At 42.7% G+C, this 15,772-nt stretch carries 14 protein-coding genes; 7 read left to right on the top strand and 7 right to left on the bottom strand.

Going from position 1 to position 15,772, the window contains the following annotated elements:
- The 7 genes from LD39_RS03345 to LD39_RS03315 all read right to left on the bottom strand — a co-directional run.
- A partial coding sequence (locus LD39_RS03345) for a spore germination protein (protein WP_035542890.1) occupies positions 1–1,256 on the bottom strand: 1,256 nt, incomplete at its 3' end.
- Between the two features lie 208 nt (positions 1,257–1,464).
- On the bottom strand, positions 1,465–3,165 hold the full coding sequence (locus LD39_RS03340) for an alpha-glucosidase (RefSeq protein ID WP_035542889.1): 1,701 nt from the start codon (positions 3,163–3,165) through the stop codon (positions 1,465–1,467).
- Between the two features lie 18 nt (positions 3,166–3,183).
- Positions 3,184–4,011 carry a carbohydrate ABC transporter permease gene (locus tag LD39_RS03335; RefSeq protein WP_035542888.1) on the bottom strand — a complete coding sequence of 276 codons (828 nt, stop codon included), beginning with the start codon at positions 4,009–4,011 and terminating at the stop codon, positions 3,184–3,186.
- 14 nt (positions 4,012–4,025) lie between these two features.
- The gene (locus LD39_RS03330) at positions 4,026–5,327 is read right to left on the bottom strand and encodes a carbohydrate ABC transporter permease (protein ID WP_035542895.1); all 1,302 of its coding nucleotides are present in this window, start codon (positions 5,325–5,327) and stop codon (positions 4,026–4,028) included.
- 92 nt (positions 5,328–5,419) lie between these two features.
- On the bottom strand, positions 5,420–6,742 hold the full coding sequence (locus LD39_RS03325) for an ABC transporter substrate-binding protein (protein ID WP_035542886.1): 1,323 nt from the start codon (positions 6,740–6,742) through the stop codon (positions 5,420–5,422).
- 29 nt (positions 6,743–6,771) lie between these two features.
- Positions 6,772–7,785, bottom strand: a complete 1,014-nt coding sequence (locus tag LD39_RS03320) for a LacI family DNA-binding transcriptional regulator (protein WP_035542884.1) — start codon at positions 7,783–7,785, stop codon at positions 6,772–6,774.
- A gap of 251 nt (positions 7,786–8,036) precedes the next feature.
- Complete coding sequence (locus LD39_RS03315) at positions 8,037–8,498, bottom strand: N-acetyltransferase (protein ID WP_035542882.1); 462 nt, start codon at positions 8,496–8,498, stop codon at positions 8,037–8,039.
- A gap of 122 nt (positions 8,499–8,620) precedes the next feature.
- Between LD39_RS03315 and LD39_RS03310 the strand changes: the two genes are divergently transcribed.
- The 7 genes from LD39_RS03310 to LD39_RS03280 form a co-directional block, all read left to right on the top strand.
- Positions 8,621–9,931, top strand: coding sequence for a lysine N(6)-hydroxylase/L-ornithine N(5)-oxygenase family protein (locus LD39_RS03310; RefSeq protein WP_052158708.1), 1,311 nt, complete (start codon positions 8,621–8,623; stop codon positions 9,929–9,931).
- A gap of 205 nt (positions 9,932–10,136) precedes the next feature.
- Entirely contained in the window at positions 10,137–11,174 is a 1,038-nt protein-coding gene (gene argC, locus LD39_RS03305; RefSeq protein ID WP_035542880.1) for an N-acetyl-gamma-glutamyl-phosphate reductase, read from the top strand.
- A 16-nt stretch (positions 11,175–11,190) separates the two neighbouring features.
- Positions 11,191–12,417, top strand: a complete 1,227-nt coding sequence (gene argJ, locus LD39_RS03300) for a bifunctional ornithine acetyltransferase/N-acetylglutamate synthase (protein ID WP_035542878.1) — start codon at positions 11,191–11,193, stop codon at positions 12,415–12,417.
- Positions 12,386–13,195: an acetylglutamate kinase gene (argB, locus tag LD39_RS03295; RefSeq protein WP_231572505.1), complete on the top strand. Its 810-nt coding sequence runs from the start codon at positions 12,386–12,388 to the stop codon at positions 13,193–13,195. The genes argJ and argB overlap by 32 nt, the downstream gene beginning before the upstream one ends.
- Positions 13,192–14,349 (top strand): acetylornithine transaminase, encoded by a 1,158-nt coding sequence (locus LD39_RS03290; RefSeq protein ID WP_035542876.1) that lies wholly within the window; start codon positions 13,192–13,194, stop codon positions 14,347–14,349. The genes argB and LD39_RS03290 overlap by 4 nt, the downstream gene beginning before the upstream one ends.
- Positions 14,350–14,464: 115 nt before the next feature.
- On the top strand, positions 14,465–15,529 hold the full coding sequence (locus tag LD39_RS03285) for a carbamoyl phosphate synthase small subunit (RefSeq protein ID WP_035542874.1): 1,065 nt from the start codon (positions 14,465–14,467) through the stop codon (positions 15,527–15,529).
- Positions 15,522–15,772 (top strand): hypothetical protein (locus LD39_RS03280; protein WP_035542872.1); only part of this gene is annotated, 251 nt, incomplete at its 3' end. The genes LD39_RS03285 and LD39_RS03280, both read left to right, overlap by 8 nt.

Genomic DNA, 15,772 nt, shown 5'->3' with positions numbered 1-15,772 from the left:
TAGGCGGGTACAACAAAGCTACTGATGGCAGTTAAGGCGACGACAATGACCATAGCTGGTGAGACTAGACCAGCTTGCACAGCGGACTGTCCAAGAACGAGCGCCCCGACGATCGAGACGGCCGAACCAACAGGTTTCGGTAATCGAACTCCAGCTTCTCTCAAAATCTCAAAGGTTAATTCCATAATCATGGCCTCGACAAAAGCCGGAAAAGGGACCCCTTCCCGCTGAGCAGCTAAGCTGATCAATAAGGGAGAAGGGATCATCTCCTGATGAAAAGTCGTAAAGGCGATATATAACGAAGGCATAAACAAGGCGATATTAAAACAAATCAATCTTAAAATACGAATGAGCGTCCCAATATCCGCTCGCTGGTAGTAGTCCTCACTTGATTGAAAAAAGTTAACGAACAAGGCCGGAGCAAGAAGTACGTCTGGTGTACCGTCCGTAATGATGGCCACACGGCCTTCTAAAATACCGGCAGCGATTGCATCAGGTTTCTCTGAATAATAGACCGTTGGAAAAGGAGAATATTGAGCGTCTTGGATATATTCTTCGATGTAACCACTCTCAAGTATTCCATCAATATCAATTTGGTCTAGTCTCTTGTGAACTTCTTTTACAACCGAATCCTGAGCTGTGCCTTCCAGATAAACAACTGCTACATCGGTATGGGTAAGCTTTCCAATTGATTTTGCATCCACTCTGAGTGTAGGGTCTTTGATCTTTCTTCTTAACAACGCCGTATTCGTACGTAAGGTTTCGGTAAAGGCTTCCTTAGGACCGCGAATGACACTTTCCGATGTCGTCTCTTGTACCCCACGGTCTCTCCAACCCTTTGTGCTTGCCGATAAAGCTTTTTTCTCTTTATCTAAGAGGAAGATCGTCTCTCCAGATAACAATCTTTTGAAAAGGTCCTCATAGTTTTCTACTTCACTTAATTCACCAATCGGCAAGGATGCATCTTTAATGATTTGATACAAATGGTTGACGGATGCCCGTCTCGAAGGCATTTCAAGCATGAGTGCTTCCATGATAAAATCCTGGACGGTATTCTTATCGACGAGTCCGTCAATATATAAGACAGCGCAGGGAGACTTATTGATCGTAATGCGTCTCACAACGAGGTCTGAGCTGCCGCCGAGTGACTCTTTAATAAATTCGAGACTTGTATCTACAGAAGGAAGGAGAGGGCGAGGAGCATTTGTATCCGATTTTTTGCTATCTTTTTGGTTCTTATTCTGGTTCTGTTTCATCGCACATGCTCCTTTCGAGTAGATTTTTAGTTAGCATGTGCGTATTTCATTGTTTTTATGAAAATGGTTTTTAGATACGTTCAGGAAAAGGAACAATCAACTTGAGGCAGGGAACAACACATACATAATAAGGAACAATGACGAACCGTTAGGGAATAAATCAACACAATCCAAAAAAAAACGGCCCCGTTTAGGGCCGCTTTCTACATTAAAATTTGTAAACGACAGCTTCATAAGGGCGGAGGGTGAGTGTATCTTCGTTTACCTTAGGAGCTTCTTCGTAATTTTGAATCAAAATGTCACTATTGCCGTAATCGAAGTCCTTCGGCCACTCACGTTCAAGCTCTTCACCTTTGAAGTTTGCAATCACAAGCAGGTTGTCATTTTCGTAGGAGCGGGTGTACGCATACACTTGCTGATCGTCTTCCCATACGAGTCTGTAATCTCCATACACGATGACATCGTGCTCTTTACGAAGCTGAACAAGTTTTTTGTAGTGATAAAAAATAGAGTCCGGATCTTTTAGTGCTGCTTCTGCATTAATCTCTTTGTAGTTTGGATTCACTTTGATCCACGGTGTGCCCTCTGTAAAGCCGCCATTTTCAGAATCATCCCACTGCATAGGAGTACGTGCGTTATCGCGGCCTTTTTCATGGATGGAGTGAAGGACTTTGTCTGGATCAAAGCCTCTTGTCTCGACAAGGTCATTCCACAAGTTGATGATTTCCACATCTTTGTAATCCTCAATAGAAGGAAAGTGGACATTCGTCATACCCAGCTCTTGACCCTGGTAAATATAAGGCGTTCCTTGCATCATGTGGTACCAGGTTGCAAGCATCTTCGCGCTTTCCTTGTGGTATTCATCATCATCACCGAACCGTGATACCGAACGGGGCTGGTCATGATTTTCAAGATACAAAGAGTTCCAGCCTTTGTTGTAAAGCTCGACTTGCCATTTGGACATAATCTCTTTTAATTCGGTAAGCTTCCAGTCTTTGATCTCCCACTTGCCCATTTGCCCGCCAGGCTGAGCGTCAATATCCATATGCTGGAATTGGAAGAGCATAGACAATACTCCGTCCTCTTCGTTTGTAAACTGCTTTCCTTCTTCAGGAGTAACAAAGCCGGTTTCACCGACAGTTAAAATATCATAATGATCCAGCACTTCTTCTTTCATCTCATTCATGAATTCCATAAAGCGGGGACCGTTTGCAAAATAGTCGCTTCCCCATTGATACTTTTCTTCAGGTTTAGCGATCGGAGCATCCGGTAGGCCTTCTACTTTGGAAATCAGATTGATGACGTCCATCCGGAAGCCATCGACACCGCGGTCCAGCCACCATTTCATCATATCGTATACTTTGTGACGGACTTCAGGGTTTTCCCAGTTTAAATCGGGCTGCTTTTTCGTAAACAGATGCAGAAAGTATTCTTCTGTCTGTTCATCATACTGCCAGGCAGATCCGCTAAAGAAAGACTGCCAGTTATTCGGTTCTTTTCCGTCCTCACTAGGCGGTCGCCAGATATAGTAGTCTCGATATGGATTGTCCTTCGATTTCCTTGATTCCACAAACCAAGGATGTTCATCAGAAGTATGATTGACCACGAGGTCCATGACGAGTTTAAGACCCTTTTCATGCATTTGAGTAATCAATCTGTCCCAATCCTCAAGCGTTCCGAACTCAGCCATGATGTCTTGATAGTCACTAATATCGTATCCCATATCATCATTGGGCGACTTGTAAATAGGGGAGAGCCAGACTACATCTATACCTAGTTCTACGAGATAGTCCAGCTTTTGAATAATCCCTTCAATGTCACCGATCCCATCACCGTTACTGTCATTGAAGCTCCGGGGATAAATTTGGTAAACAACCGATTCTTTCCACCACTGAGTGGTTTTTGACATGAATGATCTCTCCTCTCGTTATTCTTTGACGGCACCTGATGTAAGACCAGAAACAATCCGACGTTGGAAAAATAAGACCATGATGACCAAAGGAACCGTTACGATCACGGTAGCGGCCGAGATTTCCCCCCAAGGAATGGTATATTGACCTTGGAACATCCCGATTCCTACTGGGACGGTTTTATAACTTTCCGCTGTATTGATCGTCAAGGCGAATAGGAATTCATTCCAAGCAGCGATAAACACGAGAATCGCCGTTGTGAAGATTCCTGGAATGGCCAGTGGCAAAATGATGCGGAAATACGTTTGCATCATTGATGCACCATCCATCTTTGCTGATTCTTCCAAATCGAATGGGATTTTGCGGAAGAACGTAACAAGAAGCCAAATGGAAAGCGGCAAAGCGAAAGTTGTGTAAGGAATGATCAACCCTAAGTAACTATTTGTAAGCCCTACATTTTTCAAGAAAATATAGATAGGGGAGATGGTTGCAATCTGAGGAAACATCGAAACGGATAAAACCACTCCTAAGATAATCGACTTCCCTCTGAACCTCAGCCTTGCAATCGCATAGGCAGCAAATGCTGCTACGAAAACGGTGTAGACAGTTGTAATCACAGATACAACGGTACTATTCCATAAATATCTTAAGAAAGGGTAATTGGTGAACACGGACACGTAACTTTGGATCGTCGGATCACTTGTAAACCAGTTGAACGCCTGTGCCCCGAACAGCTCAGATAAAGGCTTGATGGAGCTTAGGAGTATCCAAAGAAACGGGAACATGATGATAAACACAAAGATCGCTAAGAACAGGTAAAACCGAATGCCTGCTTTATTCTGCATTTTTTCTCACTCCTTTATTTTTTAGCTCCGTCTCCAAGGAGGTCTGATCCAAGGAACTTAATGTAGATCGCTGATATGATCGCTACACAGATGAAAACGATAACGGCAAGGGCAGAACCTTCTCCGAAATTCGTTTGTGAGAACATGACTTTGTAGGCGAGTATCGAGATCGTTTCTGTTGAGTTCGCTGGTCCTCCACCTGTCAGAACGAAGATCAAGTCAAATACGCGGAACGCATCCAACGTACGGAAAAGGAGAGCTACTAGAATACTAGATTTGATCAAAGGTAAGGTAATCTTGATGAACTGCTTCCACTTGCTGGCACCATCAATACTTGCTGCTTCATACAACGAGGAAGGAATGGTCTGCAGCCCGGCTAAAAGCAGTAATGCCATGTATGGTGTTGTTTTCCATACATCTGTTAAAATGACAGCTGCCATGGCACCTGTGGAAGTTGTGAGCAAGTTACTCATGCTGTCGATAATGCCAATTTGTTCAAAGAAATGGGCAACTATTCCATTCTGCCCGTCGTAAAGGAATTTCCACATGAGTGCGGATACGGCAGTTGGAATTGCCCACGGAATCAAAATCGAGGCTCGTACTAATCCACGTCCGAAAAATGCTTTGTTAATCAAAAGGGCGATTCCCATACCAAGTACAAGTTCAAATCCTACGGAAACTAAGGTGAAAATACCCGTATTCATTAGTGAACGCCACATACGTGAATCAGTCAGGTTTTTTTCATAGTGATTGAATCCGATGAAGTTGGGCTCAATAATACTGTCATTAATCGCACTGGCTAGACCCGTCAGACGATTTGCCTGCGTTAGGGCTTCCTGATCTTCAAGTTCGTTCAAACGCCGCTCTACCTGTTCGAATGTCTCCTTGAAGTCTTCACCAAAAGAGCGATCGATCTCAACGAACTTTAAATCATCACTGGGAATTTCAAAATTGAACAGTTTCTCATTCACTTTTTCATAGCGTTTGGCAAGGTCTTCATCTTGCAAAAGTTCTTCATCGTACGCCTTCATATTACTCTTGATATCTTTTAGAGTAGAAGCAACTTCTGGGGGCGCTTCTTCGATTTCATCATCAAGTGCAGTAAGTAAGAATGGTTGGCTGTCTAAGTACTGTTCTAAGTCTAAAGTGTAGGAAAAGTGGATGTCAGACTTTGCAGGGTCGTTCAATCGGTAATCGAATAAACTAAAATAAAAGGACTGGATAACAGGCCATATCGCAATGGCTAAAATAAGTAATAATGAAGGGGCGACGAGTAGATAACCAAGTCTTCTTTCCTTTTTTTGTGATTCGTTCAAGCTCTTTGCCAAAATAGTCCCTCCTTTAGGCCATAAAGGGATTCAGCCTCCAAGCTGTCGTCCAACTTGAAGGCTAAATCGTTAAATCCAAGTTATTGCATGACGTTCTTCAGTTGTTCTTCCATTGCAGCGGCTGCCTCTTCCGGAGAAAGTTCACCGGCAATGGCTTTAGAAAGGTTAATTTGCAGAATTTCAGAAACTTCAGGGTAGTTAGGTGCTACTGGACGGGAAACAGCTGCATCTAGAGCGTTTTGGAAACCTTCTTCTTTGAAGAACGGGTTGGCATCTAGAATTTCTTGATCTTCGAAAAGTTCAGGAAGAGTAGGAGCTAGACCGCCATAAATAGCAGAGATCTTCTGTCCTTCAGGTCCTGTCATGAATTTAACGAATTCCCATGCTTCTTCTTTGTGCTCAGAGTATTTGTTGATCGCTGACATCCAGCCGCCTAGAGCAGCAGCAGAACCTGCATCACCTTCTGGGAGCGGTGCGACACCTACGTTTCCAACGATTTCTGATTCGTTTTCGTCATTAGCTAGGTTCCATTGGTAAGGCCAGTTACGAATGTAAGGAGATTGTCCTTCAATGAACGCTGTATGAGACTCAACTTCAGTGAATGTGTTGATATTTCCTGGTACAAAATCAGATGTTGCTACTTCAACAAGTTTAGAAATCCCTTTAATGGCTTCTGGGCTGTTTACGACAACTTCGCCACTTTCGTCCAGGATTTGTCCTCCATAGGAAGCAATAAACTCAACAGCATTACATACAAGGCCTTCATATTGTTTCGCTTGCATCAAATAACCAAACTCAGTACCTTCAGCACCTTTATTTGCTTTAGCAGATTCAATCAGCTCGTCCCAAGTCTGTGGAACCTGATCTTCACCAATGATGTCGGTACGGTAGAAAAGCATTCCTGCATCGATGAATTTAGGCATTGCCCATTGTTTTCCATTGAAGTTAGCTGCAGAAACGGCACCCTGGTTATATTTGTCCATTTCTATTCCATCTCGCTGGATGAAGCGGTCGAGTTCGAGAACATAACCCGCTTGAGCAAATTCAGCAGGCCATACAACGTCTAAGTCCATAACGTCAATTTCGGCAGATTCAGCGTTCAGCTGAGTGACATACGCATCGTGCTGCTGACCAGTGTCTGAAGGCATTTCACGAAGCTCTACTTGAATATTCGGGTGCTGCTTGTTGAATTCTTCAATAAGCTTTTCAGAAGCTTGAGTAGAGTCCTGACCACGTGCATACGTAAGCTTAACCACTTCATCTGATTCGCCTTCATTGTTTTCCGATGTGCCTTCATCGCTGCTTGTGTCTTCTGAAGACGAGTCGTCTCCACCGCCACTACATCCGACTAAAGCTAGTACCAAAATGAACAGGATAGATAAAAACCACAGTTTTGCTTTCATCAATTAACCTCCTAATAATGTTCGTAGTATTATACAGCCCTTAAAGGACCGCTCACTGTAGATTCTCGGATGATAAGTTCGAGCGGAAATTCATACCGCTCTCTTCTTGGGAAATCTTGACTTTTAATTGTCTCAATCAATACCTGAATGGATTGTTGAGCCATAAGCTCAATAGGTTGTTCAACAGTGGAGATTTTCGGATCCATGATCTTCGAAATCACTTGATTGTCAAAGCCGATGACTGACAGCTCTCCGGGTACGTCCACCCCATATTCTTTTGCGCCTGTAATAATGCCGGCAGCCACTTCATCACTACCTGTAAAGACTGCGGTAGGCGGGTCTTTCATCTGATGGATTTGCTTGAAAACCTCTATCCCGTGTTCGATGGAGTAGGCATTGAAAAATCCGTATCTTGGCTCGAACGTCAGACCATGTTCCTTCAAGGCTTTATCAAAGCCGAATTTTCTATGTTGTCCAACCATGCTTTTGTGACCGCCACTGCAATAAGCAAGACGTTGGTGTCCTTGGCGAAGGAGGTGCTTCGTCGCAATATACCCCCCGTGGATTTGATCCAGCTTGATAATCGGGATATTTGCAGAATCCTCAAACTCGTTACACATCACTAATGGGCCATAAGGTAAGTATTCAGAAACGGTTTCCCATTCATTTTCCATAGAAGCTAAAATCATGCCATCGACTTGTTTCATCTTTAATAATTCCAAGTGGCCGAGCTCTGTCTCCTTCGAATACATCGTCTGACAAATCAATAGCTGGAACCCGTTCCTGGTTGCCTCTACTTCCATGGATTCTACCAGTTGACCGAAGAATGGGTTCATCAGCCTGGGAACAAGAACCGCAATCATTTGCGTCTTTTTATTCCTGAGACTTCGTGCAGAAGAGTTCGGGACATAGCCAAGCGCATCCATAGCCTGAAATACTTTTTGCTTTTTAGCTGGAGAAACATGCGGGTAATTATTAATTACCCTTGAAACCGTTGATTTAGAGAGTCCAGCCAACCTGGCTACATCATCAATCGTTACCACTATCAAACCCCCTTTCTTTTGCTTATGAATTATTGAAACCGATTTCAAAAATGTCCAAATGAAAAAGTATAAATGCTTGCTAAACCAATAACTTTAAATTTTGAAACCGTTTTCAATAACTTGAGTAAATTATATTTCAAGTTCAAAGAAAATACAACAGTATTCTTTAATATTTTTGAAATATATTCGAATTTTCTAATAATTTATAGCGGAAAATGTCAATTACTTAATTTTCTCCCATCATATTCTAGTTATTTTTTGAGAGGCAGGTGGAAAACCACCATATCTAAAGCTTGGATGTTATTTTCAAAAATAGGCTGAGGGTAGGATAGGAAAAAATCTTTTCTGATCTCATGGAAGCGGAAACCGGCTTTTTGGTAAAACGCAATATTTTCAATGCTCGAATTCGCCGTTCCCACGATCATGTGATGAAGACCTTTCTTCTGGTAATGAGAGATAGCGATTTGAACAACCTGTTTGCCTATACCTAGACCTCTACATGCTTCAGCAATGGCGATGTTTTTAATTTCTACTGTATCTTCATTAGGGAAAGTGAATAAGCAAACACCGATGGTCTTTCCACTATATAATAGTTCGAACATGTCTCCGTCTTTGATATACGATTTCACAATCGTTTCATCTTCATCTGCTAATAGTAAGTAATCTAAGAAGTCATTTCGATTGCCTGTCTTTTTCCAGTCTACGCCGCTCATTTCAGTCACCTCTGTCCATGGCTTTTAAATCCTATTATAGTTTTCGTAAGATTATGGTACCATATAACTAGCGTAATGATTTCTGAAGAGGATGGCTTTTCAGAAAAAGGAGAAGTGAATTTATGATAGGACAACATGAGAAGATGTATGACTTAATTGGGGTAGGGGTGGGCCCTTTTAACTTAAGTTTAGCTGCCCTGCTTGATGGATTTGAAAACGTAGGCAGTCTGTTCTTTGAGCAGAATGAAAACTTTGATTGGCACCCGGGAATGCTTATTGAAGGTACGAAAATGCAGGTGCCGTTTCTTGCTGACTTAGTGACGATGGCTGATCCGACAAACCCATACAGTTTTTTGAATTACATCAGTAAAAATGAACGAATGTACCAATTTTATTTTTTACAGCGCCTCGATATACCAAGACGTGAATACAATGACTATTGTCAATGGGTCGCTGGACAATTAAAAAGCTGTCAATTTGGAAAACGCGTGACAGGGGTACGACACGTCAAAGATCATGAAGAATATTTTGAAGTGGAAGTTATCGATCTTTCTTCCAATGAAAAAACTGCTTATCGTTCAAGAAACTTAGTGATGGGAACGGGCAGTGAACCAGTCATGCCGAAATCCTTCCAGGGGTTTCCTACGGATGAGGTCTTTCACACAGCAGATTTCCTACCGAATCAAGAACGCTGCCGCCGTGCGAAATCCGTTACGGTCGTAGGGTCAGGGCAAAGTGCTGCAGAAACCTTCAGAGAACTATTGAAGGAGCAGCGAAATTGCGGATTCCGTCTGGATTGGATTACACGTTCTCCGGGGTTCGCTTCAATGGAAGAATCGAAATTAAGTTTGGAACACTTTTCACCAGACTATGTGAATTACTTCTATCAGCTGCCACAGAAGCAAAAGGATGAGATATTTGCTTCTCAAGGGTTGTATTATAAAGGAATCAGCAACCATACGATCAATGATATATATAATTTGCTTTACGAGTATTCCGTAGGTCGGGAAGATTTGAATGTAGATTTGCAGGTGCTAAGCGAAGTGAACGATATTAAGAGGAAGTCAGATGGCGGATATGAGTTGAGCTGCTACCACTGGCAAAAGAAAGAGGAATTCTCTCACGACAGTGAAGTCGTCATTGCAGCGACAGGATATAAACCGAATGTCCCTGCATTTGTGCATCATTTAGGTGATCTTATTGAGTGGGATGAAGATGGACGTTACAAAGTGACAGCAGACTATCGTCTGAAACAGCAGGAATCCTCAGTGAATGAAATTTATGTTCATAGTGGGATATCTCATACGCATGGCGTAGGTTCCACCAACCTAGGGCTCGCGGTTCATAGAAATAAAGTGATCATTAATCATTTACTGGATCGCGAAGTGTATCCAATGCAGGAAAAGACGATATTCCAATCATTTTCAATATAGAAGCGTTTAGACCAAGGGAGAAACTCCCTTGGTCTATTTTATTGCTTTCATTTGGTTTACGGATATCTCACAAAAAGTATAATCGTTACAATTTTGTAAAATGTCGCAGAAGTTAGAAATGACTATTGACATATGAGTGAGTAGGGTTAATAATATTGTAAATATACAGTTATTATTATAAATATACATAGAGGTGGTTTTAGTTTTGAAAGCAGGAATAGTTGGAGCAACCGGTTATGGCGGTATAGAGCTGTTTAGGCTGCTCACCTCTCATTCAAAAATTGATACAATCACGCTATTCTCCTCTTCACAAGCAGGAGAGTATTTTGAAGATATTTACAACCAATTAAAAGTGGATGAACTGCATCGTTTAGAAGACTTAAACCCAGAGAAAATGAAGGAAGAGCTTGATGTCATCTTTTTAGCAACTCCAGCTGGTGTTTCTAGTAATCTCTCACCAAAGCTAATCGGCGGACATGCTAAGGTGATCGATTTATCAGGGGATTTACGTTTGAAGGATTCAACTACTTATGAAAAGTGGTATAAGAAAGAATCAGCTCCCGTTACCCTATTAGAGCAGACGACATATGGATTACCTGAGTGGAATAAAGAGGCAATTGAGCAAGCGAGCATTATTGCAAACCCGGGATGTTATCCAACGGCTACTTTACTCGGGTTAGGTCCAGTGGTGGAAGCTCACTTGGCTGATCCAACTTCCATTATCGTTGATGCTAAATCCGGAGTGTCCGGAGCAGGTAAAAACCCGAATCCAATTACTCATTTTGCCCATACACAGGAAAACTTTCAAATTTACAAAGTAAATCAGCATCAACATATTCCTGAAGTGGAACAACAACTGAACCACTGGGATCCTAGCGCAGAAGCGATCACTTTTTCTACTCATTTGGTACCTATGACAAGGGGAATCATGGCAACCATTTACCTCACCTTGAAGGAAGATTTTACGACACAAGACCTTCTTGATCGTTATTCCTCCTATTATGAATCTCATCCATTTGTTCGAATAAAGGAAGAAGGCCAATTTCCTTGTACGAAGGATGTGTACGGATCCAATTACTGTGACATCGGGTTAACTGTTGACCCCAGGACTCGAAGGGTGACCATCGTTTCTGTCATAGATAATTTGATGAAAGGCGCAGCAAGCCAGGCAGTACAAAATATGAATCTATTATTTGGATATGAAGAAGAAGCAGGTCTTCGTCTTTTACCAACATATCCATAAGAAGGGGAGAAAAGGATTGGTTCAAACAGTTAAGACACACCAGATCGAAAAAGTTGAAGGTGGAAACATCCTATCGCCACTTGGGTTTCAATCAGGTGGAGTTCACAGCGGTCTCAGGTACAGAAAGAAAGATTTTGGGTTATTAATGAGTGATACCCCGGCATCTGTCGCAGCTGTCTATACTCAAAGCCATTTTCAAGCCCCTCCTTTAAAGGTTACACAAGAAGGTATTGAGAGATCAGGAAAAATTCAAGGCATAGTCATTAACAGTGCGGTTGCAAATGCATGTACTGGGAAGGAAGGACTTGAAAATGCATATAAGATGCGTGAAATGATCGCAAAGAGGTTCGACCTTCCTGAGGATTATGTAGCTGTTGCCTCTACAGGTGTAATCGGAGAACAACTTCCGATGGAGAAAATTGCTTACGGATGTGAAAGTGTTGAACTGAGCAAAGATGGAGCCCATGATTTTCAAAAGGCGATTTTAACAACGGATACTTGTGAAAAATCAGCTTGTTACCAAACGAAAATTGACGGCCAAACAGTCACGATCGGCGGGGCTGCAAAAGGTTCTGGTATGATTCATCCAAATATGGCGACAATGCTCGGTTTTATTACCACGGATGCGACGATTGAGACGGATGATCTTCAAAATGCGCTCAGCAATTCAATCGAAAAATCATTTAACCAGATTACTGTCGATGGAGAAACTTCTACGAACGACATGGTACTTGCAATGGCAAATGGGAGTGTAGAACATGATTCTCTTAATGCGGAGCACCCAGATTGGGAAAAGTTCCAATTCGCCCTTCAGCTCGTATGTGAAGATTTAGCCAAGCAGATTGCGAGGGATGGAGAAGGGGCGACCAAGTTGATTGAAGTGAACGTGAATGGTGCCACGTCTAATGAAGATGCACGTATCATTGCGAAAAAAGTAGTCGGATCGAGTCTCGTTAAAACGGCTGTATACGGGTTGGACGCGAACTGGGGCCGTATTGTGGGAGCGATAGGCCATAGTGATGCAGCGGTAGACCCGACTGGGTGTGATATCTATATTGAAGATCAACTTGTATTCAGTGATGGCACGCCATGTCCGTTTTCTGAGGAACAGGCGAGTGAAGATTTGAGTAACTCAGAAGTTAAAATCGATATTCGTTTACATGCTGGAGAAGGAAAGGGTACAGCTTGGGGGTGCGACTTGACGTATGACTATGTCAAAATCAACGCAAGCTACCGAACCTGATCAGAAACCGATTATTGTTGTGAAAATGGGTGGAAGTATCATTGATCAGCTGACTCAGGAGTTTTACGATAGTTTCTCTGAGCTGCTTGACCATTATCATTGCATTATCGTCCATGGCGGAGGGCCGGCAATTACATCGCTTCTATCTCGTTTGGAAATCGAGGGTGAATTTCATAACGGGTTGAGGAAGACCGATGAGCAAACCCTGGAAGTCGTCGAAATGACATTGGGCGGTAAGGTGAATGCTCAAATCACTTCAGCGTTATTGAAACAAGGGATAAAAGCTCTCGGAATCAAGGGGTCAGATGCCTCCTTAATAACAGCCGAGTACGAAGACGAGAAGAATCTTGGTTTTGTCGGAAAAGTTGAAAAGGTGGAAGCAGACATTCTGTATCAGTGTCTCTATGCTGACTATCTTCCGGTCGTTGCTCCCCTGGGTAAAACGAAGGCGGGGCAGACCGTTAATATTAATGCTGACATCACTGCAGGAGCGATCGCTCAGGCAGTAAAAGCAGAAAAATTACTTTTTGTCACAGATGTTCCTGGAATTTTGCGAGATGACGAGGTAATTGAACAATCTACTCCTGAAGAAATTCAGTCGCTGATTGATCATGGGTGGATTTATGGAGGGATGATTCCTAAAGTTCAATCTGCCATTGAAGCATTGTCTGATCAGCTTCAAGAAGTCATGATCGTTAGCGGAAAGCAAGCGATAATCCAGGGAGATCATATGAAAGGAACGAAGATTCGTTCGAAGCGAAAGGAAGGTGTCGAATGAGTTTATTTCCAACTTATAACCGTTTTCCTCTCACGATCGTCTCAGGTTCGGGTACGACGGTGACTGACGATGAGGGGAACGACTATTTAGATTTTGTATCCGGTATTGCCGTCTGTAATTTAGGACATCGACCACCAGAGGTTCAAGCTGCTATTCAAGAACAGCTCGACCAAGTGTGGCATGTATCGAACCTGTATCAAATTCCCTTGCAGGAAGAAGCAGCAAATAAATTGATTGAAGGAAACGATTTAGACCATGTCTTCTTCTGCAACAGCGGAGCTGAAGCAAACGAAGCCGCGATTAAGCTGGCTCGGAAGCATACAGGAAAAGAAAAAATCATCACTTTCAAACAGTCTTTCCACGGAAGAACTTTTGCAACGATGAGTGCTACAGGACAAGAAAAAATTCAACAAGGTTTCGGGACATTGCTGCCGACCTTTGAATACCTCCCGTATAACGACGTGGAGGCTGTGGAGCAAATCGATGACGATGAAGTAGCCGCCATCATGGTAGAGGTGATTCAAGGGGAAGGGGGAGTCGTACCTGGAACGGCCGCCTTCTTGAATGCTATTCAGAAGAAATGTAAGGAAACAGGAATACTGATGGTCATAGACGAAGTCCAAACCGGTATGGGTCGTACGGGTACCGCTTTTGCCTATGAACATTACAGCCTTGATCCAGATATCGTGACCTCAGCTAAAGGTCTTGGCAGTGGTTTCCCCGTAGGTGCCATGATTGGAAAGGCAAAATTGAAAGAAGCTTTCTCTGCAGGAGCTCATGGTTCAACATTCGGCGGCAACCCGCTTGCCTCTGCTGCAGTGAATGCAACGGTTGAAACAATCTTTGCTCCTGCTTTTCTTGAAGAAGTTCAACGCAAAGGCGAGCTATTCAAAGAAAAGCTGCAAGAATCTTTAGGGCAATTGAATATTGTCAAAGAAGTGCGAGGGCAAGGATTGATGCTCGGCATTCAATTGGAAGTCGAAGCCATCCAAGTCATTCATACACTACGCGAAAAAGGATTATTAGCCGTATTGGCAGGTCCCAAAGTCGTAAGGCTCCTTCCACCATTGAATGTATCAGAGGAAGAGCTGGACAAAGCGGTACAGATTATTTCGACAGTGCTGCAACAGCAAGATCATTTGCAAAGTGTATAAAAACTGAATAATAAAGTGCGGTGATTGCCACCAAAGGTGAACACCGCCTTTTTAACCTTAAAATTGTATAAAAATACATTAAATATAATAAATATTCATTTAATGGGGTGAAATGATGCAAGGATATCTTTGTTTACAAGATGGAAACTCGTTCCAAGGGCAGGCTTCTCAACAATGGGATGCTGCCACTCAAGGGGAAATTGTATTTTTTACGGGGATGACAGGCTATCAGGAAGTTTTGACAGACCCTTCCTATAAGGGACAGATTGTGGTTTTTACGTATCCTTTAATCGGAAATTATGGAATTAATGAAAATGATTCAGAGAGCAGCCAAATACAGGTGAGCGGGGTGGTCATGGCACGATGTGCAGAGCGTGCGACTCACTATCTAGCTACTACTACTTTAAAAGCCTATCTTAATAAGCATAACGTACCTTATTTAACTGAAGTAGATACAAGGGCAGTAACAAAAATGATTCGTGAAGGTGGAACACGCCAGGCGTCTCTCTCCAACACTACTACGACTAAGTTTGGCGTTCCGATGAACAATCATGTCTATAAGTCAAAGGGTGCTGGGGTACAAACATATGGGAAAGGTTCAATGCATATTGTACTCATTGATTTTGGATGGAAGAAATCAATTTTGACGTCTTTAGTGAATAAAGGAATCCAAGTGTCCGTTGTTCCGTTTACACAAATTGATCATCTCGATGATTTAAAACCAGATGGAGTCGTTTTGTCGAACGGCCCGGGAAATCCTAAAGATGTTCAAAATGAGCTTCCAAAAATAAAAAAGGTGCTGGATCACTATCCTTCGTTTGGAATCTGTATGGGGCATCAAGTCATCGCCCTTGCTTATGGGGCGAATACGAAAAAGTTAACGTTTGGGCATCGCGGTGCCAACCATCCTGTCAAAGATGTGGTGACAGGAAAAGTCTTTTTGTCCTCTCAAAATCACAATTATGTCGTCGACGAGGAGAGTCTTAAGGACACATCTTTAGTGACTCGATTCTTTAATGTCAACGATGGATCTGTTGAAGGGGTATCTCACAAGGAAAAACCAATCCTATCTGCACAGTTTCATCCAGAAGCGAACCCTGGACCGGAAGACGCAGAGTGGTTATTCGATGACTTCTTGAAAATGATTAAATTGAAAAAGGAGGAGAAAGCATATGTCTAAAAAGGTTTTAGTCATAGGATCTGGACCGATTGTCATTGGTCAGGCTGCTGAATTCGACTATTCCGGTACTCAAGGATGCCTGGCTCTTCGAGAGGAGGGGCATGAGGTTATCCTCGTAAATAATAATCCAGCTACGATTATGACCGATTATACGATTGCTGATGTCGTTTATAGTGAACCGCTAACTGTTGAGAGTCTGACATCCATCATAATCAAAGAAAAACCTCACGCGTTACTGGCGGG

The sequence above is a fragment of the Halobacillus sp. BBL2006 genome, from assembly GCF_000786645.1.
Classification (GTDB): domain Bacteria; phylum Bacillota; class Bacilli; order Bacillales; family Halobacillaceae; genus Halobacillus.
The sequence above is the reverse complement of the archived record's forward strand: the minus strand, read 5'-3'. Positions and strand labels throughout refer to the sequence as shown.

Coding starts and splice junctions, on each gene's coding strand:
- argB (WP_231572505.1), top strand. CDS start 12,386: ATGTCAAAATCAACGCAAGCTACCGAACCTGATCAGAAACCGATTATT.
- LD39_RS03315 (WP_035542882.1), bottom strand. CDS start 8,498: ATGAGCGGCGTAGACTGGAAAAAGACAGGCAATCGAAATGACTTCTTA.
- LD39_RS03310 (WP_052158708.1), top strand. CDS start 8,621: ATGATAGGACAACATGAGAAGATGTATGACTTAATTGGGGTAGGGGTG.
- LD39_RS03285 (WP_035542874.1), top strand. CDS start 14,465: ATGCAAGGATATCTTTGTTTACAAGATGGAAACTCGTTCCAAGGGCAG.
- LD39_RS03335 (WP_035542888.1), bottom strand. CDS start 4,011: ATGCAGAATAAAGCAGGCATTCGGTTTTACCTGTTCTTAGCGATCTTT.
- LD39_RS03325 (WP_035542886.1), bottom strand. CDS start 6,742: ATGAAAGCAAAACTGTGGTTTTTATCTATCCTGTTCATTTTGGTACTA.
- LD39_RS03290 (WP_035542876.1), top strand. CDS start 13,192: ATGAGTTTATTTCCAACTTATAACCGTTTTCCTCTCACGATCGTCTCA.
- LD39_RS03340 (WP_035542889.1), bottom strand. CDS start 3,165: ATGTCAAAAACCACTCAGTGGTGGAAAGAATCGGTTGTTTACCAAATT.